At 66.9% G+C, this 26,971-nt stretch carries 26 protein-coding genes; 12 read left to right on the forward strand and 14 right to left on the reverse strand.

All coding sequences use genetic code 11. The features are described from left to right. Positions 1-4: 4 nt before the first annotated feature. The 4 genes from EDF58_RS09140 to EDF58_RS09155 form a co-directional block, all read right to left on the reverse strand. Positions 5-739 carry a response regulator gene (locus tag EDF58_RS09140; protein WP_132264690.1) on the reverse strand — a complete coding sequence of 245 codons (735 nt, stop codon included), beginning with the start codon at positions 737-739 and terminating at the stop codon, positions 5-7. A 41-nt stretch (positions 740-780) separates the two neighbouring features. Further along, positions 781-1,608: an EF-hand domain-containing protein gene (locus EDF58_RS09145; RefSeq protein WP_132264692.1), complete on the reverse strand. Its 828-nt coding sequence runs from the start codon at positions 1,606-1,608 to the stop codon at positions 781-783. Positions 1,609-1,805: 197 nt separating this feature from the next. Beyond that, positions 1,806-2,207, reverse strand: a complete 402-nt coding sequence (locus tag EDF58_RS09150; RefSeq protein ID WP_132264694.1) for a cupin domain-containing protein — start codon at positions 2,205-2,207, stop codon at positions 1,806-1,808. An 82-nt stretch (positions 2,208-2,289) separates the two neighbouring features. Next, a complete protein-coding gene (locus tag EDF58_RS09155; protein ID WP_132264695.1) occupies positions 2,290-4,125 on the reverse strand; it encodes an aminopeptidase P family protein in 1,836 nt (611 codons plus the stop codon). A 42-nt stretch (positions 4,126-4,167) separates the two neighbouring features. Between EDF58_RS09155 and EDF58_RS09160 the strand changes: the two genes are divergently transcribed. Beyond that, positions 4,168-6,273, forward strand: a complete 2,106-nt coding sequence (locus EDF58_RS09160; protein WP_132264697.1) for a S9 family peptidase — start codon at positions 4,168-4,170, stop codon at positions 6,271-6,273. Continuing rightward, positions 6,270-6,674, forward strand: coding sequence for an acyl-CoA thioesterase (locus EDF58_RS09165; RefSeq protein ID WP_132264699.1), 405 nt, complete (start codon positions 6,270-6,272; stop codon positions 6,672-6,674). The genes EDF58_RS09160 and EDF58_RS09165 overlap by 4 nt, the downstream gene beginning before the upstream one ends. Before the next feature lie 94 nt (positions 6,675-6,768). Here the strand turns inward: EDF58_RS09165 and ald are convergent, their stop codons facing one another. Continuing rightward, positions 6,769-7,884 (reverse strand): alanine dehydrogenase, encoded by a 1,116-nt coding sequence (gene ald, locus EDF58_RS09170; RefSeq protein WP_132264701.1) that lies wholly within the window; start codon positions 7,882-7,884, stop codon positions 6,769-6,771. A 136-nt stretch (positions 7,885-8,020) separates the two neighbouring features. Here ald and EDF58_RS09175 point away from each other — a divergent pair, with 136 nt between their 5' ends. Next, the gene (locus EDF58_RS09175; RefSeq protein ID WP_132264703.1) at positions 8,021-8,476 is read left to right on the forward strand and encodes an Lrp/AsnC family transcriptional regulator; all 456 of its coding nucleotides are present in this window, start codon (positions 8,021-8,023) and stop codon (positions 8,474-8,476) included. A 62-nt stretch (positions 8,477-8,538) separates the two neighbouring features. Here the strand turns inward: EDF58_RS09175 and EDF58_RS09180 are convergent, their stop codons facing one another. The 4 genes from EDF58_RS09180 to EDF58_RS09195 form a co-directional block, all read right to left on the reverse strand. Continuing rightward, on the reverse strand, positions 8,539-10,293 hold the full coding sequence (locus EDF58_RS09180) for a cation:proton antiporter (RefSeq protein WP_132264705.1): 1,755 nt from the start codon (positions 10,291-10,293) through the stop codon (positions 8,539-8,541). 191 nt (positions 10,294-10,484) lie between these two features. Then, entirely contained in the window at positions 10,485-10,937 is a 453-nt protein-coding gene (locus EDF58_RS09185; protein ID WP_132264707.1) for a hypothetical protein, read from the reverse strand. Next, entirely contained in the window at positions 10,937-13,354 is a 2,418-nt protein-coding gene (locus EDF58_RS09190; protein ID WP_132264709.1) for a DNA translocase FtsK 4TM domain-containing protein, read from the reverse strand. Before EDF58_RS09190 ends, EDF58_RS09185 begins: the two co-directional genes overlap by 1 nt. A gap of 97 nt (positions 13,355-13,451) precedes the next feature. Continuing rightward, complete coding sequence (locus EDF58_RS09195; RefSeq protein WP_132264711.1) at positions 13,452-14,015, reverse strand: thiamine phosphate synthase; 564 nt, start codon at positions 14,013-14,015, stop codon at positions 13,452-13,454. Here EDF58_RS09195 and EDF58_RS09200 point away from each other — a divergent pair. Next, positions 14,014-14,676 carry a YggS family pyridoxal phosphate-dependent enzyme gene (locus tag EDF58_RS09200; protein ID WP_132264712.1) on the forward strand — a complete coding sequence of 221 codons (663 nt, stop codon included), beginning with the start codon at positions 14,014-14,016 and terminating at the stop codon, positions 14,674-14,676. The genes EDF58_RS09195 and EDF58_RS09200 overlap by 2 nt on opposite strands. 88 nt (positions 14,677-14,764) lie before the next feature. Here the strand turns inward: EDF58_RS09200 and EDF58_RS09205 are convergent, their stop codons facing one another. Both EDF58_RS09205 and pyk read right to left on the reverse strand, forming a co-directional pair. Next, the gene (locus EDF58_RS09205; protein ID WP_132264714.1) at positions 14,765-15,388 is read right to left on the reverse strand and encodes a hypothetical protein; all 624 of its coding nucleotides are present in this window, start codon (positions 15,386-15,388) and stop codon (positions 14,765-14,767) included. A 14-nt stretch (positions 15,389-15,402) separates the two neighbouring features. Beyond that, positions 15,403-16,887, reverse strand: a complete 1,485-nt coding sequence (pyk, locus tag EDF58_RS09210; protein WP_243654147.1) for a pyruvate kinase — start codon at positions 16,885-16,887, stop codon at positions 15,403-15,405. Positions 16,888-16,966: 79 nt separating this feature from the next. On the opposite strand from pyk, the gene EDF58_RS09215 reads away from it, so the two are divergent. Continuing rightward, a complete protein-coding gene (locus EDF58_RS09215; protein ID WP_132264717.1) occupies positions 16,967-17,278 on the forward strand; it encodes a DUF1244 domain-containing protein in 312 nt (103 codons plus the stop codon). A 49-nt stretch (positions 17,279-17,327) separates the two neighbouring features. Here EDF58_RS09215 and sugE read toward each other — a convergent pair whose 3' ends face one another. Then, a complete protein-coding gene (gene sugE / locus EDF58_RS09220; RefSeq protein ID WP_132265308.1) occupies positions 17,328-17,645 on the reverse strand; it encodes a quaternary ammonium compound efflux SMR transporter SugE in 318 nt (105 codons plus the stop codon). A gap of 281 nt (positions 17,646-17,926) precedes the next feature. Here sugE and EDF58_RS09225 point away from each other — a divergent pair, with 281 nt between their 5' ends. Then, positions 17,927-18,163 carry a DUF2312 domain-containing protein gene (locus EDF58_RS09225; RefSeq protein ID WP_086492369.1) on the forward strand — a complete coding sequence of 79 codons (237 nt, stop codon included), beginning with the start codon at positions 17,927-17,929 and terminating at the stop codon, positions 18,161-18,163. A 142-nt stretch (positions 18,164-18,305) separates the two neighbouring features. Here the strand turns inward: EDF58_RS09225 and EDF58_RS09230 are convergent, their stop codons facing one another. Next, positions 18,306-19,040 carry a CPBP family glutamic-type intramembrane protease gene (locus tag EDF58_RS09230; RefSeq protein WP_132264719.1) on the reverse strand — a complete coding sequence of 245 codons (735 nt, stop codon included), beginning with the start codon at positions 19,038-19,040 and terminating at the stop codon, positions 18,306-18,308. Positions 19,041-19,248: 208 nt separating this feature from the next. On the opposite strand from EDF58_RS09230, the gene EDF58_RS09235 reads away from it, so the two are divergent. The 6 genes from EDF58_RS09235 to EDF58_RS09260 all read left to right on the forward strand — a co-directional run bounded on the left by EDF58_RS09235 (position 19,249) and on the right by EDF58_RS09260 (position 23,991). Then, positions 19,249-20,013 carry a YebC/PmpR family DNA-binding transcriptional regulator gene (locus EDF58_RS09235; protein WP_132264720.1) on the forward strand — a complete coding sequence of 255 codons (765 nt, stop codon included), beginning with the start codon at positions 19,249-19,251 and terminating at the stop codon, positions 20,011-20,013. A gap of 8 nt (positions 20,014-20,021) precedes the next feature. After that, the gene (gene ruvC / locus EDF58_RS09240) at positions 20,022-20,498 is read left to right on the forward strand and encodes a crossover junction endodeoxyribonuclease RuvC (protein WP_132264722.1); all 477 of its coding nucleotides are present in this window, start codon (positions 20,022-20,024) and stop codon (positions 20,496-20,498) included. Positions 20,499-20,518: 20 nt separating this feature from the next. Beyond that, the gene (locus EDF58_RS09245; protein WP_347812884.1) at positions 20,519-21,046 is read left to right on the forward strand and encodes a nucleoside deaminase; all 528 of its coding nucleotides are present in this window, start codon (positions 20,519-20,521) and stop codon (positions 21,044-21,046) included. Positions 21,047-21,099: 53 nt separating this feature from the next. Further along, entirely contained in the window at positions 21,100-21,708 is a 609-nt protein-coding gene (gene ruvA, locus EDF58_RS09250) for a Holliday junction branch migration protein RuvA (protein ID WP_132264723.1), read from the forward strand. A gap of 88 nt (positions 21,709-21,796) precedes the next feature. Then, positions 21,797-22,843 (forward strand): Holliday junction branch migration DNA helicase RuvB, encoded by a 1,047-nt coding sequence (gene ruvB, locus EDF58_RS09255; protein WP_132264725.1) that lies wholly within the window; start codon positions 21,797-21,799, stop codon positions 22,841-22,843. 254 nt (positions 22,844-23,097) lie between these two features. Beyond that, a complete protein-coding gene (locus EDF58_RS09260; protein ID WP_132264727.1) occupies positions 23,098-23,991 on the forward strand; it encodes a PEP-CTERM sorting domain-containing protein in 894 nt (297 codons plus the stop codon). A 232-nt stretch (positions 23,992-24,223) separates the two neighbouring features. On the opposite strand, the gene acnA is transcribed toward EDF58_RS09260, so the two are convergent. Next, positions 24,224-26,896 carry an aconitate hydratase AcnA gene (gene acnA / locus EDF58_RS09265; protein ID WP_132264729.1) on the reverse strand — a complete coding sequence of 891 codons (2,673 nt, stop codon included), beginning with the start codon at positions 26,894-26,896 and terminating at the stop codon, positions 24,224-24,226. Positions 26,897-26,971: the final 75 nt, after the last annotated feature.

Here is a 26,971-nt window from a genome sequence, read left to right on the forward strand (position 1 = left end):
CCGCTCAGTCCGCGTCCAGCGGCACGCGCCGGACGTCCGTGGCCAGCATGTAGCCGCCGCCCCACACGGTCTGGATCAGCTGCGGGTTGCGCGAATCGACCTCGATCTTGCGGCGCAGGCGGCTGACCTGGTTGTCCACCGCGCGGTCGAACAGATGCGCTTCGCGGCCCTGCACCATGTCGAGCAGCCGGTCGCGGTTGAGCACCTGGCGCGGGTGTTCGAGGAAGGCCATGAGCAGGCGGAATTCGACCGAGGAAATCGGCACGGTCGCGCCTTCGGCATCGGAAAGGCGGCGCTTGAGCGGATCGAGCAGCCAGCCTTCGAAAGCGAAGGCCTCGTTCTCCGGCGCCTGCGCAGGCATGCGGGCGGCGCGGCGCAGGACGGAGCGGATGCGGGCGACCAGTTCGCGGGGCTCGAAAGGCTTCACGACGTAATCGTCGGCGCCGATCTCCAGCCCGACGATCCGGTCGGTCGCCTCGCCGCGCGCGGTGAGGAAGATCACCGGAATGTCCTGCGCTTCCACGAAGTGGCGGCAGAGCGAGAGGCCGTCCTCGCCCGGCATCATGATGTCGAGCAGGACGAGATCGGGCCTGTCGTCGCGCAGCTTGCTGCGGGCTTCGGCTGCACTCGTGGCCGGGGTGACGGCAAACCCCTGGCGCGACAGGTAGTCGGCCAGGGGCTCGCGGAGTGCAGCTTCGTCGTCGACCAGCAGGATGCGGGCGGGCGAGATGTCGTTCATTCCAATCCTTTTCCGTCCGGTCGCGCGGGCGGGGTCTCGGGTTACTTCGTCGCGGGTGCAGGGGCCGGGGGCGGCGGCGGGGTATCGCCCCGGCCGCGCCGGGCCTCCCCACGCTCGCCCTTGCGGGCCTGCCACTCGGCACGCATCTTGTCATGCGCGGCACGGCGTTCCTCGGGGGTGACCTTGCCGTCCTTGTTGGTGTCCGCGGCATCGAAGCGCTGGAGGGCGGCTGCGACGAATTCGGCGCGGGTCACGGAGCGATCGCCATCGGCGTCCGCCTTGCCGAAGCCCATCATCGGACCCTTCATGCCGCCGCGCGGACCGTCGTGGCGGCCATGGCGATCCTTTCCAGGGCGCCCCGTGGGGCCGGCCATGTCGGGGGCACCGGGAGGCGGCGGCATTGCGCCTTCCGCGCCGGGGGGCGGTGGGGGCATGTCGGCCAGTCGGTCACCATGGGGTCGGTCACCATGGGGCCGGTCACCATCGGGCCGGTCGCCATCGGGTCGGTCGCCATCGGGTCGGTCGCCGTCACCGCGCGGTCCGCGATCGGCCATGAATTCGGCCTTGGAGATCGATCCGTCCTTGTTGGTGTCGAGACGGTCGAACGCGGCTTCGCGCATCTGCTGGCGGCGGGCCTCGCGGTCTGCGCGGTCGAGCTTGCCGTCCTTGTTCACGTCGAGACGCGCGAACATTTCCTCCGCCCGGCTCTGGGCTTCGGCGCGCGTTTCGGTGCGCGTTTCGGGACGGTCGCGCTGCGGACCGGCAGGAGATTGGGCAGGAGATTGGGCCGGAGATTGGGCACAGGCCACCCCGGCAACGGCCAGCGCAGCGGCGGAGATGCCTACGGCGATCTTGCTGAAGCGGTTCATCCTCTGGGCTCTCTTTCTTCGGGCGAATAGGGCGAAAGCCGGGGGACGGGGAAGGGAGGGGGAAGAACAGCCCCGCGGCTTTCTGAGATCCCGTCTAACGACCGCTTGTCGCGCAGTTGTGCCGCCTTGCGGCTTTATTGTCGCCAATTGTCACAGGCTTGGCACTCTATTCATGCGGAGGCAAGCCTTGCGCCGTTTCATCGCGGCCGGTGCTGCGTTCCCATCCCCGCCGTCACGAACAGCGCCGTCGCCCGGCCGTCGACATCGGCGGTATGCCAGGCGCCGGGCGGGTTGATGGCATATTCGCCGGGCTGGAGCGACACGGTGCGCGCCGTGCCGTCCGCCAGTTCCTGGTGCAGCGTGATCGCCCCGCCCAGGCAGACCACGAGTTCGTCGCCGGCGGGGTGCATTTCCCAGCTGTCCCAGCTTTCGTCGAAATCGTACATCGAGACGAGGCGGCCCTCGGCCCCGTCGGCGGCACTCCGCTCGATATAGTCGGCGTACCATTCCATCCCGGTGAAAGCGGGCTGCGCCCTGGCCACCGCGCCGAGGCCGAGATGGACCGGATGGGTCCTGAGATCCTGCACTGCGTCCGTCATCGGGCGACTCCTCCCGGCCAGCCTGTTTCCGGGAGGAGGTTACGCCTGAGCCCGCAGGCTCACAACATCGGAAGCCGCGCGCTCAGAACGGGCGGCACTGCGCGTCGAGCCAGTGCTTCACTTCGCCCTCGACTTGCGGGCCGATCACCTGGAGCACTTTGGCATGGTAGGCATTCCACCAGGCCACTTCCTCCGCGGTAAGCAGCGAAAGGTCGACGAGGCGGCGGTCGATCGGCACCAGGGTCAGCGTCTCGAAGCCGAAGTATTCGCCGTCCGCTCCGGCGAACTGGCGCGGTTCGACGAGGATCAGGTTCTCGATGCGGATGCCGTATTCGCCGGCCTTGTAGTAGCCCGGCTCGTCGCTGAGGATCATGCCCGCGAGCAGTTCCTGCGATGTGCCGGCCTGGCCGCCCGCCGGCTTGCCGATGCGCTGCGGTCCTTCGTGAACCGAGAGGAAGCTGCCCACGCCGTGGCCGGTGCCATGGGCGTAGTCGAGCCCGACGGCCCAGAGGAACTGACGTGCCAGCGCGTCGAGCTGGCCGCCGTTGGTGCCCTTGGGGAAGACCGCGCGGTCGATGGCGATATGGCCCTTGAGCACGCGGGTGAAGCGGTCCTTCACTTCGGCCGGCGGGGCGCCGCTCTCATTTTCCGGGTTGCCGATCCACACGGTGCGGGTGATGTCGGTGGTGCCGCAAGGATACTGCCCGCCCGAATCGACGAGGTAGACGCTTTCCGGCGCCAGGGTCAGGCTCGATTCGTCCGAGACGCGGTAGTGCGGGCTGGCAGCGTTGGGGCCGGCGCCGGAGATCGTGTCGAACGAGAGGTCGCGAAGATCGCCGCATTCCTGGCGGAAGGCGTGGAGACGGTCCGAAGCGCTCATCTCGGTCACTTCGCCCTTGGGGCCTTCGACCGAGAGCCAGTGCAGGAAGCGCGTGACGGCCACCCCGTCGATGGCCTGGGCCTTGCGGTGGCCCTGCTGCTCGACCGGGTTCTTCACCGCCTTGGGCAGGATCGTGGGATCGCGTTCCTCGACGATCGCGGCGCCGGCGGCGCGCAGTGTTTCGAACACGGCGGCCACGGCATTGTCGGGATCGACCGAGACGCGCTTGCTCGCCAGCTTCCCGAGGCCCGCGACGAAGGCATCGCGCGGCTGGATGCGAACGGCATTGCCAAGGTGCTGGCGCAGTTCGGCCGTCACCTTTTCCTCGGCGATGTAGAGATCGGCCGTGCCGTCGGCATGGGCGACCACGTAGGAGAGCGCCACGGGGGTCCGCTCCACGTCCGTGCCGCGCAAGTTGAGCAGCCAGGCAATGGAATCGAGCGCCGAGATCACGGTCGCGTTGAGACCGCGCGCGGTCAGCCATTCGGAGACGGCGGCGCGCTTGGCCTTGCTCGATTCGCCGGCGAAGGCATCGTCATGGACGATCGCCGCAGCGGGCGAGGGGGCGGGCTGGTCCTGCCAGACGGCATCGATCGGGTTGCCGTCCACCGCCACGAGCGTGCCGCCCTTGTGCGAAAGCGCGGCCTGGGCGGCTTCCACCCATCTGGAGCCGTGAAGCCAGGCGTCGTAGCCGATCTTCGCACCCTTGGGCGCATTCTCGCCAAGCCAGCGGGCGGCGCTGGTCTGCGGCACGCTTTCATAGGCATAGGCCTTGCCGTCCACCTGCTCGCGCACCTGGAGGGTATAGCGCCCGTCCACGAACATGGCGGCGGCGGGAGAAAGCGTGGGATCGGTAAGCACCACGGCCGTTCCGGCCGAGCCGCCGAAGCCGGTGAGCCAGGCGAGGCGCTGTGCATAGGCGCCGACGTATTCGCTCATATGCTCGTCGGAAATGGGGATCACGAAGCCGTCGAGGCCGCGCGACTTGAGTTCCTGGCGCAAGGCATCGAGCCGCGCTTCGTGGGTATTCATCAACATGAGGTGGGTATCCGGCTTGCGGGGGTCATGTGTGCAACATAGATGGAGGCAATGGCAGATTCCACCCAGGCCCTTGCAGGTCCTCCACAGGCGGCGAAGAAGCCGCATTCCTTCACTCACCACGGCCTGAGCGTGGAAGACGACTACGCCTGGCTGCGTGACGCGGGTTATCCCGAGGTCACCGACAAGGCGGTGCTGGACCATCTCGAAGCGGAAAACCGCTGGTTCGAGTCGCGCATGGAAGGCCGCCAGGGGCAGATCGACGCGCTGTTCAAGGAAATGCGCGCGCGCATCAAGGAAGCCGACAAGTCGGTGCCGCAGAAGGACGGCGATTTCCTCTACTGGATCGAATTCGAGGAAGGCGCCGAATACAAGAAGTGGTGGCGCCGCCCCGTGGGCGCCAGCGAAGACGGCAGCGCCGACGAGCTGATCCTGGACGAAGTGGCCCTGGCCGAGGGCAAGGAATACTTCAACCTCGGCGCGATCTCCACCAGCGCCAACGGCAAGCTGCTGGCCTATGCCTATGACGACAACGGTTCGGAGCGCTTCACCGCGCGGATCAAGAACCTGGAGACGGGCGAACTCCTGCCTGACGAAATTCCCGGCACGCTCTCGGCGCTGGTCTGGGTGGCGCAGGACAAGGGCCTCGTCTACTCGCTGGCCAACGAGCAGTGGCGTACCGACAATGCCCGCCTGCACTGGCTGGGGCAGCCGCTGGAAAGCGATGTCGAACTCTATCACGAGGACGACGAGGGCTTCCGCGTCGGTTCTTCGCTCTCCTCCAATGAGAAGTGGCTGCTGATCGGCGCCAGCGATCACGAGACCAGCGAATGCCGCATGGTCCTTGCCGACGATCCGCTGGGCCCGCAGATCCTGGTCAAGCCGCGCGTCAAGGGCGTGGAATACGACGTGGATGAGCGCGAGGGCGTGCTCTACATCCATACCAACGACAGCCACGAGAACTTCCGCCTCGCCACCGCGCCGCTGGATAATCCCGGCGAGTGGAGGACGCTGATCGAGGGGGCCGATGCCTTCTACCTCACGGGCGTGGACCTGTTCCGCGACTTCTACGTGGTCGAAGGCCGGAAGACGGCCGGGCGCGGGGCCGGGCTCGACCAGATCGAGCTGCGCTACTACGACGATTCCTCCCGCGTCGAGCCGATCGTCTTCCCCGAGGCCAGTTACTCGGCCGGGCTTTCCAACAACCCCGAATGGCACATGGACGTGCTGCGGGTGACGTACGAATCGATGGTCAGCCCCTCGTCGGTCTACGACTACGACGTGAAGGACCGCACGCTGGAGCTGCTGAAGGTCCAGGAAATCCCTTCGGGCTACGACGCCTCGCTCTATGCCACCGAGCGGCTGGAAGTGACCGCGCGCGACGGCACGGCGATCCCGGTCTCGGTCGTCTATCGCCGCGACCGCACGAGTGCCGGGCCGCTGCATCTCTACGGCTACGGCGCCTATGGCATCTCCATCGATCCGGGGTTCTCGACGGCGCGCCTCAGCCTCGTCGACCGTGGGTTCGCTTATGCCATTGCCCATATCCGCGGCGGCGACGATCTGGGCCGCGCCTGGTACAAGGCCGGCAAGCTGGAGAAGCGGGCCAATACGTTCAACGACTTCGTCGATGTGGCCAAGGGCCTGATCGAGCGCGGCTTCACCGAGGCGGGCAAGATCTCGATCTCGGGCGGCTCGGCGGGCGGCGAACTGATGGGCGCGGTCATCAATTCCGATCCCGACCTGTTCGGCGCGGTGGTGGCGCATGTGCCTTTCGTGGACGTGCTGAGCACCATGCTCGACGACACATTGCCGCTGACTCCGGGCGAATGGCCGGAATGGGGCAATCCCATCGAGGACCGCGCGGCCTTCGAGCTTATCCGCAGCTACTCGCCCTACGATCAGGTCAAGGCCCAGGCCTATCCGCCGCTGATGGTGACGGCCGGGCTCAACGATCCCCGCGTGACGTATTGGGAGCCCGCCAAGTGGGTCGCCCGTCTGCGCGAATTGAAGACGGACGGCAACGAACTGATCCTCAAGACCAACATGGGTGCGGGCCACGGCGGCAAGTCCGGCCGGTTCGAGAGCCTGAAGGAAACCGCGGAGGAGTTCGCGTTCATCCTCTGGCAGCTCGGCGTTTCCGAGTGAAGCCGCCCTTCACCCGGACATTCACGGCGCAGGCCCATGACATCGACGTCATGGGCCACGTCAACAATGCGGTCTGGGTGCAATGGATGGAAGCCATGGCCACCGCGCACTGGGAAGCGGTGGCCCCGCCCGAGCACCAGGCGCTCTACGCCTGGGTCGTGACCCGGCACGAGATCGATTATCGCGGCAATATCCGCGAGGGCGAAAGCGTGACGGGAGAGACCTTCATTCCCGAAGGTCCGAGCGGCGCACGCTTCGTGCGCCGCGTGGATTTCCGCAACGAAACGGGCAAAGTGCTCGTTTCCGCCCGGACGACCTGGGCCATGATTGACATCGCCTCCGAACGCCTCATGCGCGTGCCACCCGAGGTCGCGGCGCCCTTCTGGGACGGGTCTGACTGATCCCGCGCAACGTTCCGCTGAACCCTTGGTATGGTCCCGTAAGTTCGGGCGGCTCTCGTCCCGGGACAAGGCCGGGACGAGAGCCGCCAGATCATCAGCCCAGAACGTCGCTCACCGGCACGTAGTCGTACCCCAGCTCGGTCGCCACGGCCTCGAAAGTCACTTTCCCGGCGTGGACGTTGAGGCCCTCGGCCAGGTAAGGATCGGCCTGTAGCGCGGCCTTCCAGCCGAGGTTGGCGATCGCCAGGGCGTGGGGCAGGGTGACGTTGTTCAGCGCGTAAGTGCTGGTGCGGGCCACGGCGCCCGGCATGTTGGCCACGCAGTAGTGGACGATGCCGTCGACCACGAAAGTCGGCTCGGCATGGGTGGTGGCATGGCTGGTTTCGAAACAGCCGCCCTGATCGATGGCGACGTCCACCAGCACGGCGCCCAGCTTCATCGTGCCGAGCATGTCGCGGGTCACCAGCTTGGGAGCGGCCGCGCCGGGGATCAGCACCGCGCCGATCACCAGGTCGGCATCGGCCACGCTTTCCGCCAGGTTGGCGGTGCTGGCGAAGCGGGTCTTGGCGCGGGCCTCGAAATAGATGCCCAGCCGTTCGAGCACGTCGGGGCTGCGGTCGAGGATGGTGACGTCGGCGCCGAGGCCCACGGCCATCTGCGCGGCGTTGAAGCCGACCACGCCGCCGCCGATCACTGCGACTTTGCCCGGCATCACGCCCGGTACGCCGCCCAGCAGCACGCCGCGCCCGCCATGGGCCTTCTCCAGCGCGGTGGCGCCGGCCTGGATCGACATGCGCCCGGCCACCTGGCTCATCGGCTTGAGCAGCGGCAACTGGCCGCCGGGGCCGGTCACGGTTTCATAGGCGATGGCGGTGACGCCGGACTTCACCAGGTCGGCCGTCTGCTCGGGGTCGGGGGCGAGGTGCAGGTACGTGTAGAGGATCTGGCCTTCCCGCAGCATGGCGCGTTCGCTCGCCTGCGGTTCCTTGACCTTCACGACCATCTCGCAGCCTTCGAAGATCTCCCGCGCGGTCGCCACGATCTTCGCGCCCTGGCGGGTATAGTCGGCGTCGCTGGCGCCGATGCCCTGGCCGGCACCGCTTTCCACCCAGACTTCGTGCCCGTGAGTCACGAGTTCGCGGGCACTCTCCGGCGTCAGGCCGACGCGATATTCGTGGTTCTTGATTTCCCTGACCGTACCGACACGCATATTATCGACTCCGCGAAAAACTCTCCTGCCGATGAGATACACCCGGGCCCCTGCAATGTTTCACCGAATTGGGGCTTGTCAGAAAGCGAGGCAGGAATATTTCCCAGTCCTGAAACAAACGACAAGAGAATTTTCCATGGACCGGGCAGACCGCGCACTCCTCGAAGCGTTGCAGGCCGATTCCTCGCGCTCGATCGCCGAACTGGCGGCTCTGGTGAACCTGTCGTCCTCCGCCTGCCACCGGCGCATCCGCGCCCTGGAGGAGCAGGGCCTGATCCTGGGCTATGCCGCGCGGGTGGATGCCCGGCGGCTGGGCCTGTCGATGGAAGTCTTCGTCGAGATCACGCTGACCAGCCAGAGCCGCGAGGCCATGGAGCGTTTCGAGCGGGCGGTGGGAGACTTCGACGATATCCTCGAATGCCACCTGATGTCGGGCGCGGCGGATTATCAGCTGCGCGTCGCGGCCTCGGACCTGGATCACTACGACCGCATCCACCGCGACTGCCTGGCGCGGCTGCCGGGCGTATCGTCGATGCGAACAAGCTTCGCGCTGCGGCGGATCAAGCGGTTCGAGGGCTATTCGGTGCCGTGAGCGCCCGCGGGCAAGGCGTCCCCCGAAGGGGGCGTTTCCCGGATGGATGCCGCCCGCCAGCGTCAATGCGCGTCGCGCAGGTCCTGGGTCAGGATGCGGTCGCGGGCGGCGCGCAAATCGCCGGTCTCGTGCTGGATCGACAAGCGCTCCCGGTCGCTGGCGCGATAGGTTTCCTCGGCATTGTCGATCTGCTCGATGGAGAGGCCAAGGTCGTCCAGCGCCTCGCGGGCCAGGGCGACGGCCGATTCCATCACTTCGCGGACCATGAAGGTGACGGGGGCATCCATCAGCCGGATCATCGCGCGGCGGTCATAGACACGGGCGAGGATGCGGGCATCGGGGAAAGCCTCGTGGACGTTCTGGAGGAAGCTGTCCGAGAGCTGGTCGCCGTCGATGCAGAACACGATCATCTGCGCGCCGCCGGCGCCGGCCTGCCGCAACAGGTCGATGCGGGTGCCGTCCCCGAACCAGACTTTCGCGCCGAAACCGCTGGCGACGTCGATCATCTCGATGTCGGTATCGATCAGCGTCACCTGGATTTCGGCGGCGATCAGCACTTGCGCCACGGTCTGGCCGAAGCGGCCGTAGCCCACCAGCAGGGCCTTGGCGCCGTCCTTGCGGGGCCCTTCGCGGGTTTCCTTGCTGGTCGGCATTTCGCGGATGCGCGCGGTGGCCATCATCAGGAACGGGGTGGTGACCATCGACAGGGTGACGATGGCGCTGAACAGGCTGGCGGCGCGCGGTTCGATCAGCCAGGCGCTCTGCGCCTGCGCGAAAAGCACGAAGCCGAACTCGCCGCCCTGGCTCAGCAGCAGGCCGAGTGCCAGCGCACTGCGCCAGTTCATGCGGAACAGCAGGCCCAGCCCGAAGATCACCGAAGCCTTCACCGCGATCAGGGCCAGCGCCATGGTGGCGACGAACAGCGGGCGCTCGGCAATGGCGGAAAGGTCCAGCATCATGCCGACCGACATGAAGAACAGGCCGAGCAGGATCGAACGGAACGGCTCTACGTCGGCCTCCAGCTCGTGGCGGTAAGGCGTATCGGCGAGCATGACGCCGGCGATGAAGGCACCCAGCGCGGTCGAAAGGCCGAGCGATTGCATCAGCGCGGCAGAGGCGATCACGGTGAACAGCGCGGCGAAGACGAACATCTCGCGTTCGCCCAGATTGCCGATCAGGCGGAACAGCGGGCGGATCACGAAGCGCCCGGCCAGGATCAGGCCGGCGATGGCGGCCAGGGTCTCCAGCACCAGGATCCAGCCCGGAGGGCCTTCGGGCAAATGCGGGTTGCGGTTCATCGCCGCGATGATCGTGATCAGCGGGATGATCGAGAGGTCCTGGAACAGCAGGATTGCGAAGGAGCGTTCGCCGAAAGGCGTGTTCAGACGCCCGGCGCTCTGAAGCATCGGCAGGACCTGCGCGGTCGAGGAGAGCCCCAGCGGCAGCCCCAGCGCCAGCGAGGCGGCCAGGCTGAACCCGGCCGAATAATAGATCACCGCAGAGACCGCGAGGCCGCAGAGCGTCACTTGCAGGAAGCCGAGGCCGAAGATCTCGTTGCGCATCCGCCAGAGCCGCCGCGGCGCCAGTTCCAGGCCGACGATGAACAGCAGCAGGGTGATGCCCAGCTCGGCGATGCCCAGCTTGTTCTCCGGATCGCCGACCAGGCCCAGCGCGTAAGGCCCGAGGATGGCGCCTGCGAGCAGGTAGCCCAAGGTCGCACCCAGGCCGAGGCGGCGGAACAGCAGGACGAAGGCAAGCGCCGTGCCGAGCAGCAGGAAGCCGTCGCGCAGGAGGAATGCCTGGGTATGATCTTCCATCGGGGCCTTTCGGGCGGGAAGCGAAAATTGCGTGCGGACGGTCTTCTTAGGGCGTCACGCTGCGGTGCGGAACCCTAGACGAAGGGAGGGGCCAGAAAAGCCCAACCGATCCGGGTGGCGCCAACCGGGCCGCGCCGGACTGGGCGCGCCGATCGGGGGGCGCGCCTATCGGGGGCCGGGCCTGCGATGGCTCAGCGCGGGAGCACGCCGGTGCAGACATATTTCAGCACCAGCCCGTCCTCGCCCGCCCATTGCACGCCGGAGACGCTTGGGCTGGCATCGCTCCAGTCCCGCAGCACCGTGCCGTTCGGGCGGACGATGCGCCAGTGATAGGACAGGGCGCGGCTGCCGGTGCAGTCCACCGCGCGCTCGGTGTAGAGCACGGTGCCTTGCGGATAGCCGGCATGGGCGCGCAGCAGGACCTGCATCTGCCGGAACTGCCGCCCGATCATGCCGGCCTTCACGCTGGCCTTGTCGACATAGACGCTGCGGCCGAGCGTGTTTTCCACGCTGGGCACGAACAGACGCTGCCATCGCGCCGCCACGCCCGTCGCCGCCACGCCCGTCGCGGCCCCGCTGGTCGTGGCCAGGGCGGGCGCGGCCAGCAGGCCGAGCAGGGTCAGACCGCGCTTTCCGGCCCGCATCAGAGCGGGCTGCCGTTCTCGTCGCGGTAGATGTCGCGGCGGCCGACGTGGTTGGCGGGGCCAACGTAGCCGTCGTTCTCCATGCGCTCCACCCACTTGGCGGCGGTGTTGTAGCCGACGCCCATCTGCCGCTGGAGCCACGAGACCGAGACTTTCTGGTTCTCGAACACCAGCTGGCAGACCTGCCGGTACTTGCGCTCTTCCGGCTGGTCCGACGCGGTGGCGTCGAGGTCGTCGAAGCCGAACGAGCCTTCCTCCGGCTCCTCGGTGACGGCATCGACGTAGTCCGGCTTGCCCTGGCCGCGCCAGTGATCGGCAACGTGCTCGACTTCCTCGTCCGAGACGAAGGGCGCGTGGACGCGTTTGATCGGGTCGGTGCTGGGCTTGTAGAGCATGTCGCCCTTGCCCAGCAGCTGCTCGGCGCCCTGTTCGCCAAGGATGGTGCGGCTGTCGATGCGGCTGGTGACGGCGAAGGAGATACGGGTGGGCAGGTTGGCCTTGATGACGCCGGTGATGACGTCGACCGAGGGGCGCTGCGTGGCCATGATGAGGTGAATGCCCGCCGCGCGGCTCTTTTGCGAGAGGCGCTGGATCAGCACTTCGATTTCCTTGCCCACCGTGACCATGAGGTCGGCCAGTTCGTCGACGATGAGGACGATCTGCGGCAGCGTCTCGTAATCGAGCTGGCGGTCCTCGTAGAGTTCCTCGCCCGTTTCCGGGTCGAAACCGATCTGGATGCGGCGACCGAGCGGCTTGCCCTTGGCGGCGGCGGCGCGGACCTTCTCGTTGAAGCTGGCAAGGTTGCGCACCGAAATCTCGCTCATCTGGCGATAGCGGCGCTCCATTTCCTCTACCGCCCACTTCAGCGCGCGCACGGCCTTCGGCGGTTCGGTCACCACCGGCGAGAGCAAGTGCGGAATATCGTCGTAGCTCTTGAGTTCGAGAACCTTGGGATCGACGAGGATCAGGCGGCACTGCGCGGGGGTGAGGCGGTAGAGCAGCGAAAGCAGGATGACGTTGAGGCCGACCGACTTGCCCGATCCGGTGGTACCCGCGACCAGCAGGTGCGGCATGGTTGCAAGGTCCGCCACCACGGGCTCGCCGGCGATGTCCTTGCCCAGGATGATCGGCAGCATGCCCTTGTGGTTGGCGAAAGCCTCCGAGGCGACCATTTCCTTGAACGAGACCATCTGGCGATCGGCGTTCGGAAGCTCGATGCCCATGACCGTGCGGCCGGGGATCGAGGCGACGCGCGCGGAAATCGCGCTCATGTTGCGGGCGATGTCGTCGGCCAGGCCGATCACGCGGCTGGCCTTGATGCCGGGAGCAGGCTCCAGCTCGTACATGGTGACGACCGGGCCGGTGCGCACGGCCGTGATCTCGCCCTTGACGTTGAAGTCGTCAAGCACGGTTTCCAGCAGCCGCGCATTGCGCTCCAGGCTGAGCTTGTCGACCTTGGGCTGCGAATTGGGCGGCGGATCGGCCAGGATGTCGAGCCCGGGCAGTTCGTACTTGTCGAACATGTCCTTCTGGCGGTTGCCCAGGTTGAGCTGCGCAGGGGCGGCGCTGGCCTTGGGATCGCTGATTTCGGGTGCCTTGCGCGGCTTGTCGGCCGCGGCGTCGAAAGCGGCGGCGGGCGCACCGATGCGGGGCGCGGGCTTGGCCATTTCCTCGCCCGTGTCGCGCGCGCTTGTATCGCGTGCCCCCTTGTCGCGTGATTTGGTCTTTTCGGACATGGCGGGCGCTGCCTCGCCTTCGCCGCGCAGGCGGCCGATCCGGCCCGGCAATGTCAGCAGGCGCACCCAGTCGACCGCGAAGACCTGTCCGGCCAGGGCCACGCCGGCCAGCGCGCAGAGCAGCGCCAGCACGAGCTTGATCCAGCCCTGGACGACTTCGGGCGCGAAGGCCGCGATGCCGGTGATGCCCTTGGCGCCCAGCAGGCCGGTGATGCCGCCCATCGAGGCGGGCAGCACGCCGCCCGGCGCCGTGAAGACCAGCGACATGACCGTGGCGATCAGCGTCATGGCGATCGCCAGCACTGCCACCGGGCGCCACCAGCGCTGGTTGGAATGCTCGATCTCGTTGTCGTCCTCTTCCACCAGCAGCCAGAGCTTGCGGGCGAAGACGTAGAGCAGCGGCACGAACAAGGCCGAAACCGGGCCGAACAGCACCAGCGCGCGCTCGGCCACCCAGGCGCCGACGGAGCCCATCCAGTTCTGCGCCGGCCCCCCTGCGGCCGTGGAGGCGGAAGGGTCGGTCTGGTGATAGCTGACGAGTGCCAGGGCCAGGAATGCCATGGCCGCGAACAGCGTCAGCGCGCCGCTCAGTTCGGAGGCGCGGCGCAGGGAGCGCTTGAGAACGGCGCGCCAGTTCGGCTTGGCGATCCGCCGTCCTGGTGCGATGGGCCGGGTGGCCATTAAGAATTCCCCCTGGAAATCGGGCCTCTGATCAGGCCCGGATAATGCGCTCTGGCGGGACTCGCCGTCAAGAATGGATCGGGAACAGCCCTGTGGGCTAGCGGGCAAGGCCCTGAATCGCGGCCCATTTCCTCGACGGCAAAGTGCGCGCCCGATGCACTGTCATGCCGCCCAGCGCAATCACTGGAACGGCGGAACGGGCGGCGAGCAAGTGAAAATGCACGCGGCCGAGCGTCGCCCCGCCGGGATGAGAGCGGGTCGGGAAGACCGGCGAGAGCAGGATGGCGTCGGCGCGGGCGCGGTGAGCCCGGCCCAGTTCGCGCAGGGAATGGACGGTGACGAGGCGCGGGCAAGCGGGCCCCCGCGCCAGCCTTGCGGGCGCGCCATAAGCGCCGTCTGCACCCCAGCCCCGCGCCTCCCGTGCCGGGCCCGACAGGAACACTCTGTGTCCGAAGCGGCGGGCCGCGCGCGCAAGCGCTACAAACCGGGCGCGGCGCGCGGCAGGGGCCAGGTGATAGTGCCGATAGACCAGCCCCGATCCCCGCGGCAGGCGGGCGAGGGTGCGCTCCAGGGCTTCGTCGTTGCGGGCGTCGGTGATGAGCCAGATGTCGGGAAGAGGCGGGTGGCGGTTCGGCACGAAGCCGCTATAGCAGCGCGCCATGGATCAGCCAGTATCTCCTCTCGACGACATCCGTGCCCGCATCGCCCAGGCTGCCCGCATTGCCGGGCGCGAGGCCGAATCGGTGGAACTCGTCGCCATCTCCAAGACTCACCCCGCCGAGGCCATTGCGCCCCTGATCGCCCAGGGCCAGCGCGTCTTCGGCGAAAACCGCGTCCAGGAAGCCGAGGCCAAGTGGCCGGCCCTGCGCGGCGAGCACGAGGGCGTTTCGCTTCATCTCGTGGGGCAGCTCCAGTCGAACAAGGCCGAGGATGCCCTGAACCTGTTCGACTGCATCCATTCGGTCGACCGGCCCTCGCTGGTGTCCGCGCTCGGCAAGGCGATGGACAGGACCGGCCGCCGGGTGCCCTGCTTCGTGCAGGTCAATATCGGCGCCGAGGAGCAGAAGGGCGGCTGCGCCATTGCCGAAGTGCCCGCATTGCTGGCTTCCGCGCGCGAGGCCGCGCTTCCGGTCGCGGGCTTGATGTGCGTGCCGCCGCAGGGCATCGAGGCAGCGCCGTTCTTCGCGCTCCTGGCGAAGATCGCGGCGGACAACGGCCTGTCGCAGCTTTCGATGGGCATGAGCGAGGACTTCGAGACCGCCATCATGCTCGGCGCCACACATGTCCGCGTCGGCAGCGCCCTGTTCGGCGCGCGGGGCTGATCTGAACTTTAAAGCGGGCGCGTCCCGGACTTGATCCGGGACCGCTGGCGGCTTGTGACGCGCGAACTCTCCGTCGCGCGGGATCGGTCTAAAGTCGCGGCGACTTGCGCGTTTTGAGCGAGGGAAGGCGGCTGGCGACTTGTTGTTCCAGCAGCCCGTCCAGCAAGGCCGCGATGGCATTGTTCGGATTGTCGCCGCAGAAACCGCTGAGCCAGTGAGCCCGGCCTTTCGTAAGGCGTTCGGTCACGAAGCCGGGCCCGTCCATGCAGATCCAGCGAACCTGCCCTCGGCTTTCCGGAGTGCCTTGGGCGAGCAGTTCGTCGATCGTCCCTGCAAGATCATCGTAGGCATCTTCGGAAAGAGCGAAACGCATTTCACCGTCCGGATCCCATCGGTCGATCCCATGGCGGAAGAAGCGTGCAAGGACTTGAGGGCCCTGATCCCGCGTCTTGCCGTGCAGTTCGATGATGTATCCGGGCGCGCCCAGGGCGGGCGTGGAGCTGAAACGGATGACGTCGTCCGCGATTTTGCGCAGCGGTCTGCTTCCGGTTCCGTTCAGGACATCGCGATGTGCGGCGTAAATTCCTTCGCCCAGGTTGAGCGCGCTGGGCGTTTCCGACGCCGACGAAGGGCTTGCTCCGGCTGCAAGCGGCGAACCCAGAAATGCGAAGAACGCCAGCAACGCGGCGGTGCGGTGCGGCTTTCTTCGCATCTCCGGATCGAACCTCAGTTCGGCGTTTCCAGCTCGTTGCCGGTCAGCGTCACCACATGCAGCAGGTTCGTCGAACCCGGCGTGCCGAAGGGGACGCCGGCCAGTGCCACCAGGCGCGTGCCGGCGGCGCCGAAGCCATGGCGCAGGGCCATGCGCTTGCCCTTGGCGATCATCTCCTCGAAGCTGCCGATGTCTTTGGTAGTCACGGCATGCGCGCCCCAGAGCAGGGCCAGGCGGCGGGCGGTCTTCTGCGAGGGCGTGAGCACCAGCATCGGCGCGGCGGGACGCTCGCGGGCGACGCGGCGGGCCGAGCCGCCCGAACCGGTGAAGACGATGATGCCTTCGATCGGCAGGGTGTCGGCAATGGTGGCGCAGGAGGCGGAGAGCGCGTCGGCCGTGGTGGCGTCGGGCGGGGTCTGGGCAAGGTGGATGCGCTCGCGATAGGTGGAGTCGGTCTCCACCTTGATGGCGATGCGGTCCATGATCGTCACCGCTTCCACCGGCCACTGGCCCGCTGCCGTTTCGGCCGAGAGCATGACCGCGTCGGCGCCGTCATAGACGGCATTGGCCACGTCGGACACTTCGGCGCGGGTCGGCGAGGGGCTGGTGATCATCGATTCCAGCATCTGCGTGGCCACCACCACCGGCTTGCCGATGGCGCGGGTCTTGGCGATGATGTGCTTCTGGATCGGCGGCACTTCTTCAGGCAGCAGTTCCACGCCCAGATCGCCGCGGGCGACCATGATGCCGTCCGAAAGCTCGATGATCCCGTCGATGGAATCGACCGCCGCGGGCTTTTCGATCTTCGACATGAGCGCGCAGGCACCGCCGATCAAGCGGCGCGCTTCGGCCACGTCTTCGGGGCGCTGGACGAACGACAGGCCGATCCAGTCGGCGCCCTGCTCCACCGAGAAGGCGAGGTCGCGGCGATCCTTGTCGGTCAGCGCGGGCACCGGCACGATCGCGTCGGGCACGTTCACGCCCTTGCGGTCGGAAATGAAACCGCCGACTTCGGCGGTGCAAAGGATCGAATCGGCTTCCGGCTTGATAACCACCAGGCGCAGCTTACCATCGTCGATCAGCAGGCGCTGGCCCTTCTGGAGAATGCCGAAGAGTTCGGGATGCGGCAGGCAGACGCGGTTCTCGTCACCCGGCGTGGGATCGCGATCGAGCGTGAAGTGAGCGCCGTGGCGCAGGAACACCTTGCCCTCGGCGAAAGTGCCGACGCGCAGTTTCGGGCCCTGAAGGTCGCAAAGGATCGCCACGGGGCGCATCAGGTCCTTTTCGACCGCGCGGATATTGGCGATGGTTTCGCGATGGGTCTCGTGATCGCCATGGCTCATGTTGACGCGGAACGCATCGGCGCCGGCCTTGAGCAGCTTGGCGATGGTCTCCTTGTCGCGGCTGGCCGGCCCCAGGGTGGCAAGTATCTTCACCTTGCGCTGGCGCTTGATGCCGCGATGGTGCGGCGAACGACGAAACGGAGGGGTGGTGGCCAAAATCTGTCTGCCTCTCTTTCGATATTTCGGCGACATATGGCAAAGGCGGCATGACAAACCAAGGACGATTGCCAGAAATATGAACGGAAACGACCAGATCGACCAACTCGACGACGCTGTGGCGGCTGCGGCGTTCCGTCGCCTCGTGCGGCACCTCCAGACCCGCCACGATGCGCAGAACATCGATTTGATGGGGCTGGCCGGCTTCTGCCGCAACTGCCTGGCGGACTGGATCCGCGATGCGGGCTACGATGGCGACAAGGCCGCGGCGCGCGAAGTGATCCACGGCATGCCCTTTGGCGCCTGGAAGGATGCCTATCAGAGCGAGGCCACGCCCGAGCAGATCGCGCGGATGGAGGAAAGCCTGAAGAAAAACGGCGGATCGCACTGACGCCCCGGGGCGATGTCCCGGGGCCGGTTTCGGGGGCGTGCCAGCGCCCTCAGGAACTCGCGAGCTTCATCATGACCAGCCCGGCCAGGATCAGCCCGGCCGCGGCGAGGCGCATGGCGCTGGCCGATTCCCCGAGCAGGACGATGCCGACGATGAAGGCGCCCAGCGCGCCGATGCCGGTCCAGACCATGTAGGCGGTGCCCAGCGGCAGCACGCGCATCGCCCAGGACAGCAGGCCGAAGCTTGCCAGCATGGCCGCGATCGTGACGATGCTGGGCCAGAGGCGGGTGAAGCCGTTGGACTGCTTCATCGCCGAGGCCCAGACCACTTCGAACAGGCCGGCAATGACGAGAACGATCCAGGGCATGGCAGTGGGCATTGGGGGGCAACCTCCTGAAATGGTTGCCGGGCCGTCCCGGTCTTGATGCTCCCGGGCGCGAGGTCGGTTCGGCCGGGGAGGCGGGAACGTGGTCGCCGCTCGCGGGGCGAATAACGCGGGCCCGTCGGGGATGCAACGGGGAAGGGCCGGGCGCCCTTGCTGCGGATTACACACAGGATTTCCACAGGTCGGCGCTTTGCCCGAATCCGGCGCAGTCGCTATCAGCCGCCGCCAAACCGATTCACGATTCCTATTGGAGCACTACACCGATGGCCGAAACCACCGACGATCGCCTGCGCCTGCTGATCGAGCGCGTCGAGCGCCTCGAAGAGGAAAAGAAGGGCATCTCGGACGATATCCGCGACGTCTACAACGAAGCCAAGGCAGTCGGCTACGACGTCAAGATCATGCGCCAGATCGTGCGCATCCGTAAGATGAAGCCGGATGACCGCCGCGAAATGGACATGCTGCTCGACACCTACAAGACGGCACTCGGCATCGATTGATGCCGCGCGCCTTCGACATCCGTCGAAGTCGCACCGAACAAGGATTTGGGCCGGTGCAGCAAGCTCGTCACTTTCGTGGCGAGCGCACCCGGCGAAGACTCCGGCGTCTCGCCCCGCCCTTGCGGCCGGGCAGAAACGCGCGTCACGTCCCGAAATGCACCAGCAGCATGGTCGCCGCATTGGCGCCGGCGTGCTGGAGCATGGCGGCGTGCAGGCCCACGCGCTGGCGGGTGAAGCCCAGCAGCAGCGCCGCCCACAATTGCGGCAGCACCAGCGGCAGCGTCAGCACCGAGACGGCAGGGTAGTTCGTCAGGTGCACGCCTGCGAAGACCAGCGCCACGATCCAGAATACCGCCGGATAGGCCGCAAGGAATCCGGCCATGGGCGCGCGCCGCTTGCGCAAGGCGATCCAGCCGCCCAGCGCCGCGAGGGCCAGCGCCGCCAGCGCGCCTGCCAGCACCATCGGCGCCATGCCTTTCGCGCAGACCACCAGGATCGCCAGCACCACGGTGCAGGCCAATAGCCAGAGCGCGCGGGGGCGCCCCGTCTGCCAGCCGCGGAAAAGCGCCTCTTCAGCAATCGGGGCAATCAGGATCGTGAAGGGGAGCAGCCAGCCTCCCGGCAGCTTGTCGAAAGCATCGGGCGGGGAAAGGTGCATGGCCTGCTGCCAGATCCCGATGAGCGGCAGCACCACCAGGAAAAGCCCGGCGATGTGAACCGTTTCCAGCACGCCGAGCGCCGCCCAGCCTTCGCGCCTGCGCAGGCCGATCGGCGTCAGCACGGCGGGCCGCCGCAGGAAAGACGGCAGTTCGCGCAGCATGCCCAAGGGTGCGAAGGGCGGCGCGGAACGGGCGGGCGGGTGGGTTCGGGTAGCCATGTCCGTTCCTGATAGCCCCGTCATCCTTGCCAATTCGTTGTGCGATGCGGCGCATGATCGGCGTGCGGAGCGGGCGGTTGCCCTCGGGTGCCGGCCTGTTGTAAGGCGCGCCCTGCGTCAATTGGCACACAACATTCACCGGACCTCATTCTCCGGGCCTCGCGGATCAGTCCGCAGGCAGGCAGACGAGCGAAGCAAGAGCGGACCCATGGCAGGCCATTCCAAATTCAAGAACATCATGCACCGCAAGGGCGCGCAGGACAAAAAGCGCTCGGCGCAGTTCAGCAAGCTCTCCCGCGAAATCACCGTCGCGGCCAAGATGGGCATGCCTGATCCGGACATGAACCCGCGCCTGCGCGCCGCCGTCAACGCGGCCAAGGCGCAGTCGATGCCCAAGGACAACATCCAGCGCGCGATCGACAAGGCGAGCAAGGGCGATGCCGAGAACTACGAGGAAGTGCGCTACGAGGGCTACGGCCCCGGCGGCGTGGCCCTCATCGTCGAGGCGCTGACCGACAACCGCAACCGCACTGCCACCAACGTGCGCACCGCCTTCTCCAAGAACGGCGGCAACCTTGGTGCTTCGGGCGCGGTTTCGCACGGTTTCGAACGCCTCGGCCTGATCGAATACCCCGGCAGCGTGGGTGACGAGGACAAGGTCCTCGAAGCCGCCATCGAAGCCGGCGCCGACGATGTCGAAAGCGATATGGGCGATGGCGACGAGAATCCCGGCAGCCACCAGATCTGGGTCTCGGTCGATTCGCTTCACGAAGTCGCCCGCGAGCTGGAAAAGGTCCTGGGCGAAGCCGAGGGCGTGAAGCTGGCGTGGAAGCCCAACCTCACTGTCGACGTCGATGCTGACACTGCCGGCACGCTGATGAAGCTGGTCGACACGCTCGAAGAAGACGACGACGTCCAGACCGTCTGGGGCAATTACGACATCTCCGACGAAGTCATGGAAAAGCTGGGCTAAGCCCAGCCGTGATCATCATCGGCCTCGATCCGGGGCTTACCTGCACGGGCTGGGGCGTGGTCGCCAAGAGCGGCAGCCGCCTCAGCCACGTTGCCAACGGGCAGATCCGCACCGACGCGAAGGCCGGCATGGCCGAGCGGCTGGTCGAGCTCGATGCCGCGCTCACCGACGTGATTCTCCTCCACCGGCCCGATGCGGGCGCGGTGGAGGAGGTCTTCGTCAACGTGAACCCGCAGTCGACGCTGAAGCTGGGGCAGGCGCGCGGCGTCGCCATGCTGTCGATCGCGCGGGCCGGTTTGCCGGTGGCCGAATACTCCACCAAGGTCATCAAGAAGGCGCTCGTCGGCACCGGCGGCGCCGACAAGAAGCAGATCCAGCACATGCTGAAAGTGCTGCTGCCCGGCGTGAAGCTGGCGGGCGAGGACGCCTCCGACGCCCTGGCCGTGGCCATCACGCATGCCAACATGCTCGGGAGCCACCGTTAGGTCGGCGCGTTGTGCGCGTCATGGAACCGCACGGCGAAGAACGAGGCAGCGATGAAGACCGGGCCGATGCCCGCTGGATGGCCGAGGCGATCCGCATCGCCGTGGCCGAAAAGGGCACCGATCCCGCCGACACCCCGATTGCCGCACTCGTCGTGCGCGATGGAAAGCTGATCGCGGCCGGGGTCAACCGCACGGCCGAGCGCTGCGACGCCACCGCCCATGCCGAGATCGAAGCCTTTCGCCTTGCCGGCCGGGCCGTGGGCGCGATGCGCGTGGAGGGGGCGACGCTCTATTCCACGCTGCAACCTTGCGGAATGTGCACGATGGCGGCGATCTGGGCGGGGGTCGGCCGGATCGTCTACGGTGCCGGCCGGGCGGACGTGCATGCCATGTATTTCGAGGATCGCCACCTTTCGACACTCGATTTCGTGACCGACGCCTGGAAGGACGACCTGTCGGTGACCGGCGGCGTGATGGCGCAGGCCTGCGCAGCGCTCTATTACCGCCCGTGGGACCAGGTTTCCGAAGATCAACAGGCAAACACCTGAAGGCGCCCGGCGGGGCTGGCGTCGCGCGATCGTTCCTGCCATAGGAACAAACCATGATCGCCAAGCTTACAGGTCTGCTAGACGACACCGGCCCCGACTGGGCGATCATCGACGTGAACGGCGTCGGTTATCTTGTCCATTGTTCGGCGCGTACGCTCGACCATCTCGGCATCCGGGGGGACAAGGTCGTCGTCCATACCGAGATGCAGGTTTCCGAGACCGACCAGCGCCTCATCGGCTTCACCAGCGGTGCGGAGCGCAACTGGTTCCGCCTGTTGACGGCCGTGCAGGGCGTCGGTTCGAAAGTGGCGCTGGCGATCCTCTCGGCCCTGACGACCGAGGAACTGCAGCGCGCCTGCGCCGGCGGCGATTCCGCCATGGTCGCGCGCGCCAACGGCGTCGGGCCGAAGCTGGCCAGCCGCATCGTCAACGAACTCAAGGACAAGGCGGGCGGCATGCCCACCGCACCGGGCACGCCCGGTCTGGCCTCGGCCGCCGCACCTGCCGGTTTTTCCAGCGCGGATGCCGTTTCCGCGCTCCAGAACCTCGGCTTCAAGCCCGCGGTGGCCAGCATGGCGGTCGGCAAGGCCGTGGAGGAACTGGGCGAGGATGCGGGGCTCAACGACCTCGTTCGCGTGGCGCTGAAGAAGGCGGCGGGGTGATGGCTGCAATCCGCCAGGCGCGGCTCCGTAGAGAACTTCGTCACCCTGCACCCGTTTCAGGTTCCATTCCTCGTCAGATGCCCAACCCATGACCGATAACCCTATCCTTACCCCAACCCGCCAGCCCGAGGACGCAGATGCGGCCCTGCGGCCCAAGACTCTGGCGGAATTCGTCGGGCAGGCGGCGGCGAAGGACAACCTTCGCGTCTTTATCGAGAGCGCCAAGTCGCGGCGCGAGGCGATGGATCATACCTTGTTCTTCGGGCCTCCCGGCCTCGGCAAGACGACCCTGGCGCAGATTATTGCGCGGGAACTGGGCGTGGGGTTCCGCGCCACCAGCGGCCCGGTGATCGCCAAGGCGGGCGACCTGGCGGCGCTGCTGACCAATCTCGAGCATGGCGACGTGCTGTTCATCGACGAGATCCACCGCCTCAATCCCGTGGTCGAGGAAGTGCTCTACCCGGCGATGGAAGATCGCGCGCTGGACCTCATCATCGGCGAGGGGCCTTCGGCGCGCTCGGTGCGGATCGACCTGCCGCCCTTCACGCTGGTGGGTGCCACGACGCGGCAGGGCCTGCTCCAGACCCCGCTGCGCGATCGCTTCGGCATTCCGGTGCGCCTGCAGTTCTACTCCGTGGAGGAGCTGGAGAAAGTCGTCACGCGCGGCGCCAACCTGCTGGGCATCGGCATGGACAAGGGCGGGGCGACCGAGATCGCGCGCCGCTCGCGCGGCACGCCGCGTGTCGCCGGGCGCCTGATGCGCCGTGTGCGAGACTTTGCCCATGTCGCCGGCTCCGACGTCATCACGCACGAAATCGCCGACGATGCCCTGACCCGGCTGGAAGTGGATTCCATCGGTCTCGACGCGCAGGATCGCCGTTACCTGCAGATGATCGCCGGCATCTACAAAGGCGGCCCGGTGGGCGTCGAAACGCTGGCGGCGGGCCTGTCCGAACCGCGCGACACGATCGAGGAAGTGATCGAGCCCTACCTCATCCAGCTGGGCCTCATCGCCCGCACGGCAAGGGGCCGTTGCCTCAACGACCGGGGCTGGACGCACCTGGGCATGACGCCGCCGAATGGCGGCAGCGGACAGGGGCCGCAGGGGGCACTGTTCGATTCGGACGGGGACTGAACGCGCACGCGTTCCGCGCAACAAACTGTCGGGGGCGTTTACAGATGGGCCTTCGGATAGTCCCGGTTCGGTACAGCTTGCGCGTTACCTCCGAAAACTAACGCATTTTCTGCCTCGGCGCTGTCGAATCTCGGTAAATGCCATTGTTCCGTTAACCGCTCTCTGCGTTTGTTCAGGGCAAGTCGGCTCCCGTGTTCCCCTTTGGGCATATTCCCGAACGGGCAGGGCCGAACAGAACGAAGAGAGAGACGATCATGTCGGTTCGTATGGCCCTCGCTAAACTGTCTGCCTGTGCGGCAGGCTGCGCTATCATCGGCGGTGGCGCGGTCCATGTGGCCGAGACGCAGCGCAAGTCGGTCGAGTACCGCAAGGTCAAGATGGCCAAGACGGCGAAGCCGCGCCATCCGGCCAAGCGGATCGTCCGCAAGGATCCGCCGCGCGAAGTGAAGCGCGCGCGCCGCATCATCCCGCGGCCCGACGTGCCGCAGATGGTCTCCGTCCCGCTTCCCCCGCCCTATATCCCGCCCGCCCCGGCGCCGTCCTATGCGGGTGGCAGCGGCGGTGCCCCGGTGGTGGTCGGCGGCGGTGGCGGCGGCTTCGGCGGTTTCGGAGGCGGCTTCTTCGGTGGTTTCTTCGGCGGCGGCGGATCGGGCGGCGGCAACGTCATCATTTCGTCCACTTCCAGCGGCGGCTCCACTTCGGGCTCTTCGTCCACCGGCGGCCTGACCACCACCACGACGGGCGGTTCCACCTCGTCCTCCAGCTCGACCGGCGGCCTGACGACCACGACCACCACCGGCGGACTGACCACGACGACCGGGGGCATCACCTCTACGACGTCGGGGGGAATCACCTCCACGACGACATCGTCCAGCTCGGGTGACGTCTCGACGAGCACCAGCTCTTCCAGCTCGGGCAACGTCTCGACCAGCACAAGCTCGTCCAGCTCCACGTCCTCGTCGTCGAGCAGCTCCAGTTCGACGTCGTCCTCGACCTCCAGCTCTACCTCGACATCCTCGGGCGGCGACAATCCGCCGCCGACCACGCCGCCGACCGACGTTCCCGCCCCGCCCATGCTGATCCTGTTCGGCGCGGCTGCGGCAGCGGTAGTCGGCCGCCAGCGTCTGGTGCGCAAGAAGTCCGGCTGAGGGCAGCCAGCCAGCGCGCTGCGATACGCGGCCAGCTGGAGACGGGGGTGAGCGTCGGGGGGCGCTCACCCCTTTTTCGTGTGCGGGGCGGGCGTGTGGAAGCAAGCCGCTTCGCGCGCCGGAAATGCTCTCTGCGGCCTGGCGGAGAGGCCGGACATCTTCTCCCAAAAGAAAACCCCGCCCCGCGCGAACGCGGGACGGGGTTTTTCTCAGCCTTGCGGCTGGCTGCTTTTTAGGCGGCCAGCTTGCGCAGCACGTACTGCAGGATGCCGCCGTTGTTGAAGTATTCCACTTCGTTGGCGGTATCGATGCGGCACAGCGCGGTGAAGGTGAAGGTCGAGCCGTCCGGACGGGTCACTTCCACTTCCACGTCCTGGCGCGGCTTGAGGCTGGCGACGCCCTTGATCGTGAAGGCGTCGTCGCCGGTCAGGCCAAGCGACTGGCGGCTGTCGCCGTCCTTGAACTGAAGCGGAAGCACGCCCATGCCGACCAGGTTCGAGCGGTGGATACGCTCGAAGCTCTCGACGATCACGGCGCGGACGCCCAGCAGGTTGGTGCCCTTGGCCGCCCAGTCGCGCGACGAACCGGTGCCGTACTCCTTGCCGGCCACGACCACCATCGGCGTGCCCTGCTCCTTGTACTTCTGCGCGACGTCGTAGACCGGCAGAACCTCTTCACCGAAGCGGCTCATGCCGCCTTCGATGCCGGGGACCATTTCGTTGCGGATGCGGATGTTGGCGAAAGTGCCGCGCATCATGACTTCGTGGTGGCCACGGCGCGAACCGTAGGAGTTGAAGTCCGCCTTGGCGACCTGGTGCTCCATCAGCCACTGGCCCGCCGGGCTGTCGGCCTTGATCGAGCCGGCCGGCGAGATGTGGTCGGTGGTGATCGAATCGCCGAGGATCAGCAGGGGCTTGGCCTCGATGATGTCGTTCACCGGCGCCGGGGTCATTTCCATGCCCTCGAAGTAGGGCGGGTTGGCGACATACGTCGAACCGGCGCGCCACGAGTAGGTGTCCGAACCGACGACGTTGATCGCCTGCCAGTGCTTGTCGCCCTTGTAGACGTCTGCATAGCGGGCCTGGAACATGCCGCGATCGACGCAGGCGTTCATCGTGGTGCTGACTTCGAGGTTGGTCGGCCAGATGTCCTTGAGGAACACGTCCGTGCCGTCCTTGCTGACGCCGATCGGGGTGGTGGTGAAGTCTTCCACCACGGTGCCCTTCAGAGCGTAGGCGACGACCAGCGGCGGCGAGGCCAGGAAGTTGGCGCGCACGTCGGGGCTGACGCGGCCTTCGAAGTTGCGGTTGCCCGAGATCACGGCGCTGGCGACCAGGCCGTTCTCGTTGATCGCCTTCGAGATCGGCTCTGCGAGCGGGCCCGAGTTGCCGATGCAGGTGGTGCAGCCGTAACCGACGAGGTTGAAGCCGATGTTGTCGAGGTGCGACTGGAGACCGGCCTTTTCGAGGTAGTCGGTGACGACCTGCGATCCGGGAGCGAGCGAGGTCTTGACCCAGGGCTTGGGCTTCAGGCCCAGCTCGTCGGCCTTCTTGGCGACGAGACCGGCGGCAACCAGCACGCCCGGGTTCGAGGTGTTGGTGCAGCTGGTGATGGCGGCGATCATGACGTCGCCGTCACCGATGTCGAAGTCCTTGCCTTCCACGGGAACGCGGGCGGCGGTCTTCTTGTAGGTCTCGGCCATGTCCTTGTTGAACACGTCGTCGACGTCGGGAAGCGCGACCCAGTCCTGCGGACGCTTCGGGCCGGCGAGCGAAGGCACGACGGTCGACATGTCGAGTTCGAGGGTCGAGGAGAAGATCGGGTCGGCGGCGGCCGGGTCGATCCAGAAGCCCTGCTCCTTGGCATAGGCTTCGACGAGGGCGATCTGCTCTTCCTCGCGGCCGGTGAGGCGCAGGTAGTCGATCGTCTTGTCGTCGATGCCGAAGAAGCCGCAAGTGGCGCCGTATTCCGGGGCCATGTTGGCGAGCGTCGCGCGGTCGGCCAGCGACAGCGAGGCGAGGCCCGGGCCGAAGTATTCGACGAAGCGGCCAACCACGCCGTGCTTGCGTAGCATGGCGGTGCAGGTCAGCACGAGGTCGGTGGCGGTCACGCCTTCCTTCAGTTCGCCGGTCAGCTTGAAGCCGACGACTTCGGGGATGAGCATCGAGACCGGCTGGCCGAGCATCGCGGCTTCCGCCTCGATGCCGCCGACGCCCCAGCCCAGCACGCCCAGGCCGTTGACCATGGTGGTGTGGCTGTCGGTGCCGACGCAGGTGTCGGGATAGGCGACCAGTTCACCGTTCTGGTCTTCGCTGGACCACACGGTCTTGGCGATGTTCTCCAGGTTGACCTGGTGGCAGATGCCGGTGCCCGGGGGAACGGCATAGAAGTTGTCGAGCGACTTCGAGCCCCACTTGAGGAAGTCGTAGCGCTCCATGTTGCGCTGGTATTCGATTTCCACGTTCTCTTCGAACGCCTTGGGGTGGCCGAATTCGTCGACCATGACCGAGTGGTCGATCACCAGGTTCACGGGGACCAGCGGGTTGATCTTGCTGGTGTCGCCGCCGAGCGTGGCGATGGCGTCGCGCATCGCGGCCAGGTCGACCACGCAGGGCACGCCGGTGAAGTCCTGAAGCAGAACGCGGGCCGGGCGGTACTGGATTTCCTCGCCCGTGGCAGGGTTCTTCTGCCAGTCGGCAATCGCCTGGATGTCCTTGGTGGCAACGGTGAAGCCGCCGTCTTCGAAGCGCAGGAGGTTCTCGAGAAGGACCTTCATCGAGAAGGGAAGGCGCGAAACGTCGCCGATCTTTTCGGCGGCTTTCTTGAGGGAGTAGTAGGCGATCTGCTTGCCGCCGACTGTCATGGTGCTGCGGGTGCCGAGCGTGTCCTGTCCGACCTGGGTCATTTGGGTATTATCCCCTTCTGTATGGAGCGTGCCACGAGAAGAGCGGCTATTTCGCAACCCACTAGCCCAGGTTCC

The organism is Novosphingobium sp. PhB57 (genome assembly GCF_004342985.1).
In the GTDB taxonomy this organism is placed as follows: Bacteria; Pseudomonadota; Alphaproteobacteria; order Sphingomonadales; family Sphingomonadaceae; genus Novosphingobium.

Coding starts and splice junctions, on each gene's coding strand:
- EDF58_RS09140 (WP_132264690.1), bottom strand. CDS start 739: ATGAACGACATCTCGCCCGCCCGCATCCTGCTGGTCGACGACGAAGCT.
- EDF58_RS09145 (WP_132264692.1), bottom strand. CDS start 1,608: ATGAACCGCTTCAGCAAGATCGCCGTAGGCATCTCCGCCGCTGCGCTG.
- EDF58_RS09150 (WP_132264694.1), bottom strand. CDS start 2,207: ATGACGGACGCAGTGCAGGATCTCAGGACCCATCCGGTCCATCTCGGC.
- EDF58_RS09155 (WP_132264695.1), bottom strand. CDS start 4,125: ATGTTGATGAATACCCACGAAGCGCGGCTCGATGCCTTGCGCCAGGAA.
- EDF58_RS09160 (WP_132264697.1), top strand. CDS start 4,168: ATGGAGGCAATGGCAGATTCCACCCAGGCCCTTGCAGGTCCTCCACAG.
- ald (WP_132264701.1), bottom strand. CDS start 7,884: ATGCGTGTCGGTACGGTCAGGGAAATCAAGAACCACGAATATCGCGTC.
- EDF58_RS09175 (WP_132264703.1), top strand. CDS start 8,021: ATGGACCGGGCAGACCGCGCACTCCTCGAAGCGTTGCAGGCCGATTCC.
- EDF58_RS09180 (WP_132264705.1), bottom strand. CDS start 10,293: ATGGAAGATCATACCCAGGCATTCCTCCTGCGCGACGGCTTCCTGCTG.
- EDF58_RS09185 (WP_132264707.1), bottom strand. CDS start 10,937: ATGCGGGCCGGAAAGCGCGGTCTGACCCTGCTCGGCCTGCTGGCCGCG.
- EDF58_RS09190 (WP_132264709.1), bottom strand. CDS start 13,354: ATGGCCACCCGGCCCATCGCACCAGGACGGCGGATCGCCAAGCCGAAC.
- EDF58_RS09200 (WP_132264712.1), top strand. CDS start 14,014: ATGGATCAGCCAGTATCTCCTCTCGACGACATCCGTGCCCGCATCGCC.
- EDF58_RS09195 (WP_132264711.1), bottom strand. CDS start 14,015: ATGGCGCGCTGCTATAGCGGCTTCGTGCCGAACCGCCACCCGCCTCTT.
- EDF58_RS09205 (WP_132264714.1), bottom strand. CDS start 15,388: ATGCGAAGAAAGCCGCACCGCACCGCCGCGTTGCTGGCGTTCTTCGCA.
- EDF58_RS09215 (WP_132264717.1), top strand. CDS start 16,967: ATGAACGGAAACGACCAGATCGACCAACTCGACGACGCTGTGGCGGCT.
- sugE (WP_132265308.1), bottom strand. CDS start 17,645: ATGCCCTGGATCGTTCTCGTCATTGCCGGCCTGTTCGAAGTGGTCTGG.
- EDF58_RS09225 (WP_086492369.1), top strand. CDS start 17,927: ATGGCCGAAACCACCGACGATCGCCTGCGCCTGCTGATCGAGCGCGTC.
- EDF58_RS09230 (WP_132264719.1), bottom strand. CDS start 19,040: ATGGCTACCCGAACCCACCCGCCCGCCCGTTCCGCGCCGCCCTTCGCA.
- EDF58_RS09235 (WP_132264720.1), top strand. CDS start 19,249: ATGGCAGGCCATTCCAAATTCAAGAACATCATGCACCGCAAGGGCGCG.
- EDF58_RS09245 (WP_347812884.1), top strand. CDS start 20,519: ATGGAACCGCACGGCGAAGAACGAGGCAGCGATGAAGACCGGGCCGAT.
- ruvA (WP_132264723.1), top strand. CDS start 21,100: ATGATCGCCAAGCTTACAGGTCTGCTAGACGACACCGGCCCCGACTGG.
- ruvB (WP_132264725.1), top strand. CDS start 21,797: ATGACCGATAACCCTATCCTTACCCCAACCCGCCAGCCCGAGGACGCA.
- EDF58_RS09260 (WP_132264727.1), top strand. CDS start 23,098: ATGTCGGTTCGTATGGCCCTCGCTAAACTGTCTGCCTGTGCGGCAGGC.
- acnA (WP_132264729.1), bottom strand. CDS start 26,896: ATGACCCAGGTCGGACAGGACACGCTCGGCACCCGCAGCACCATGACA.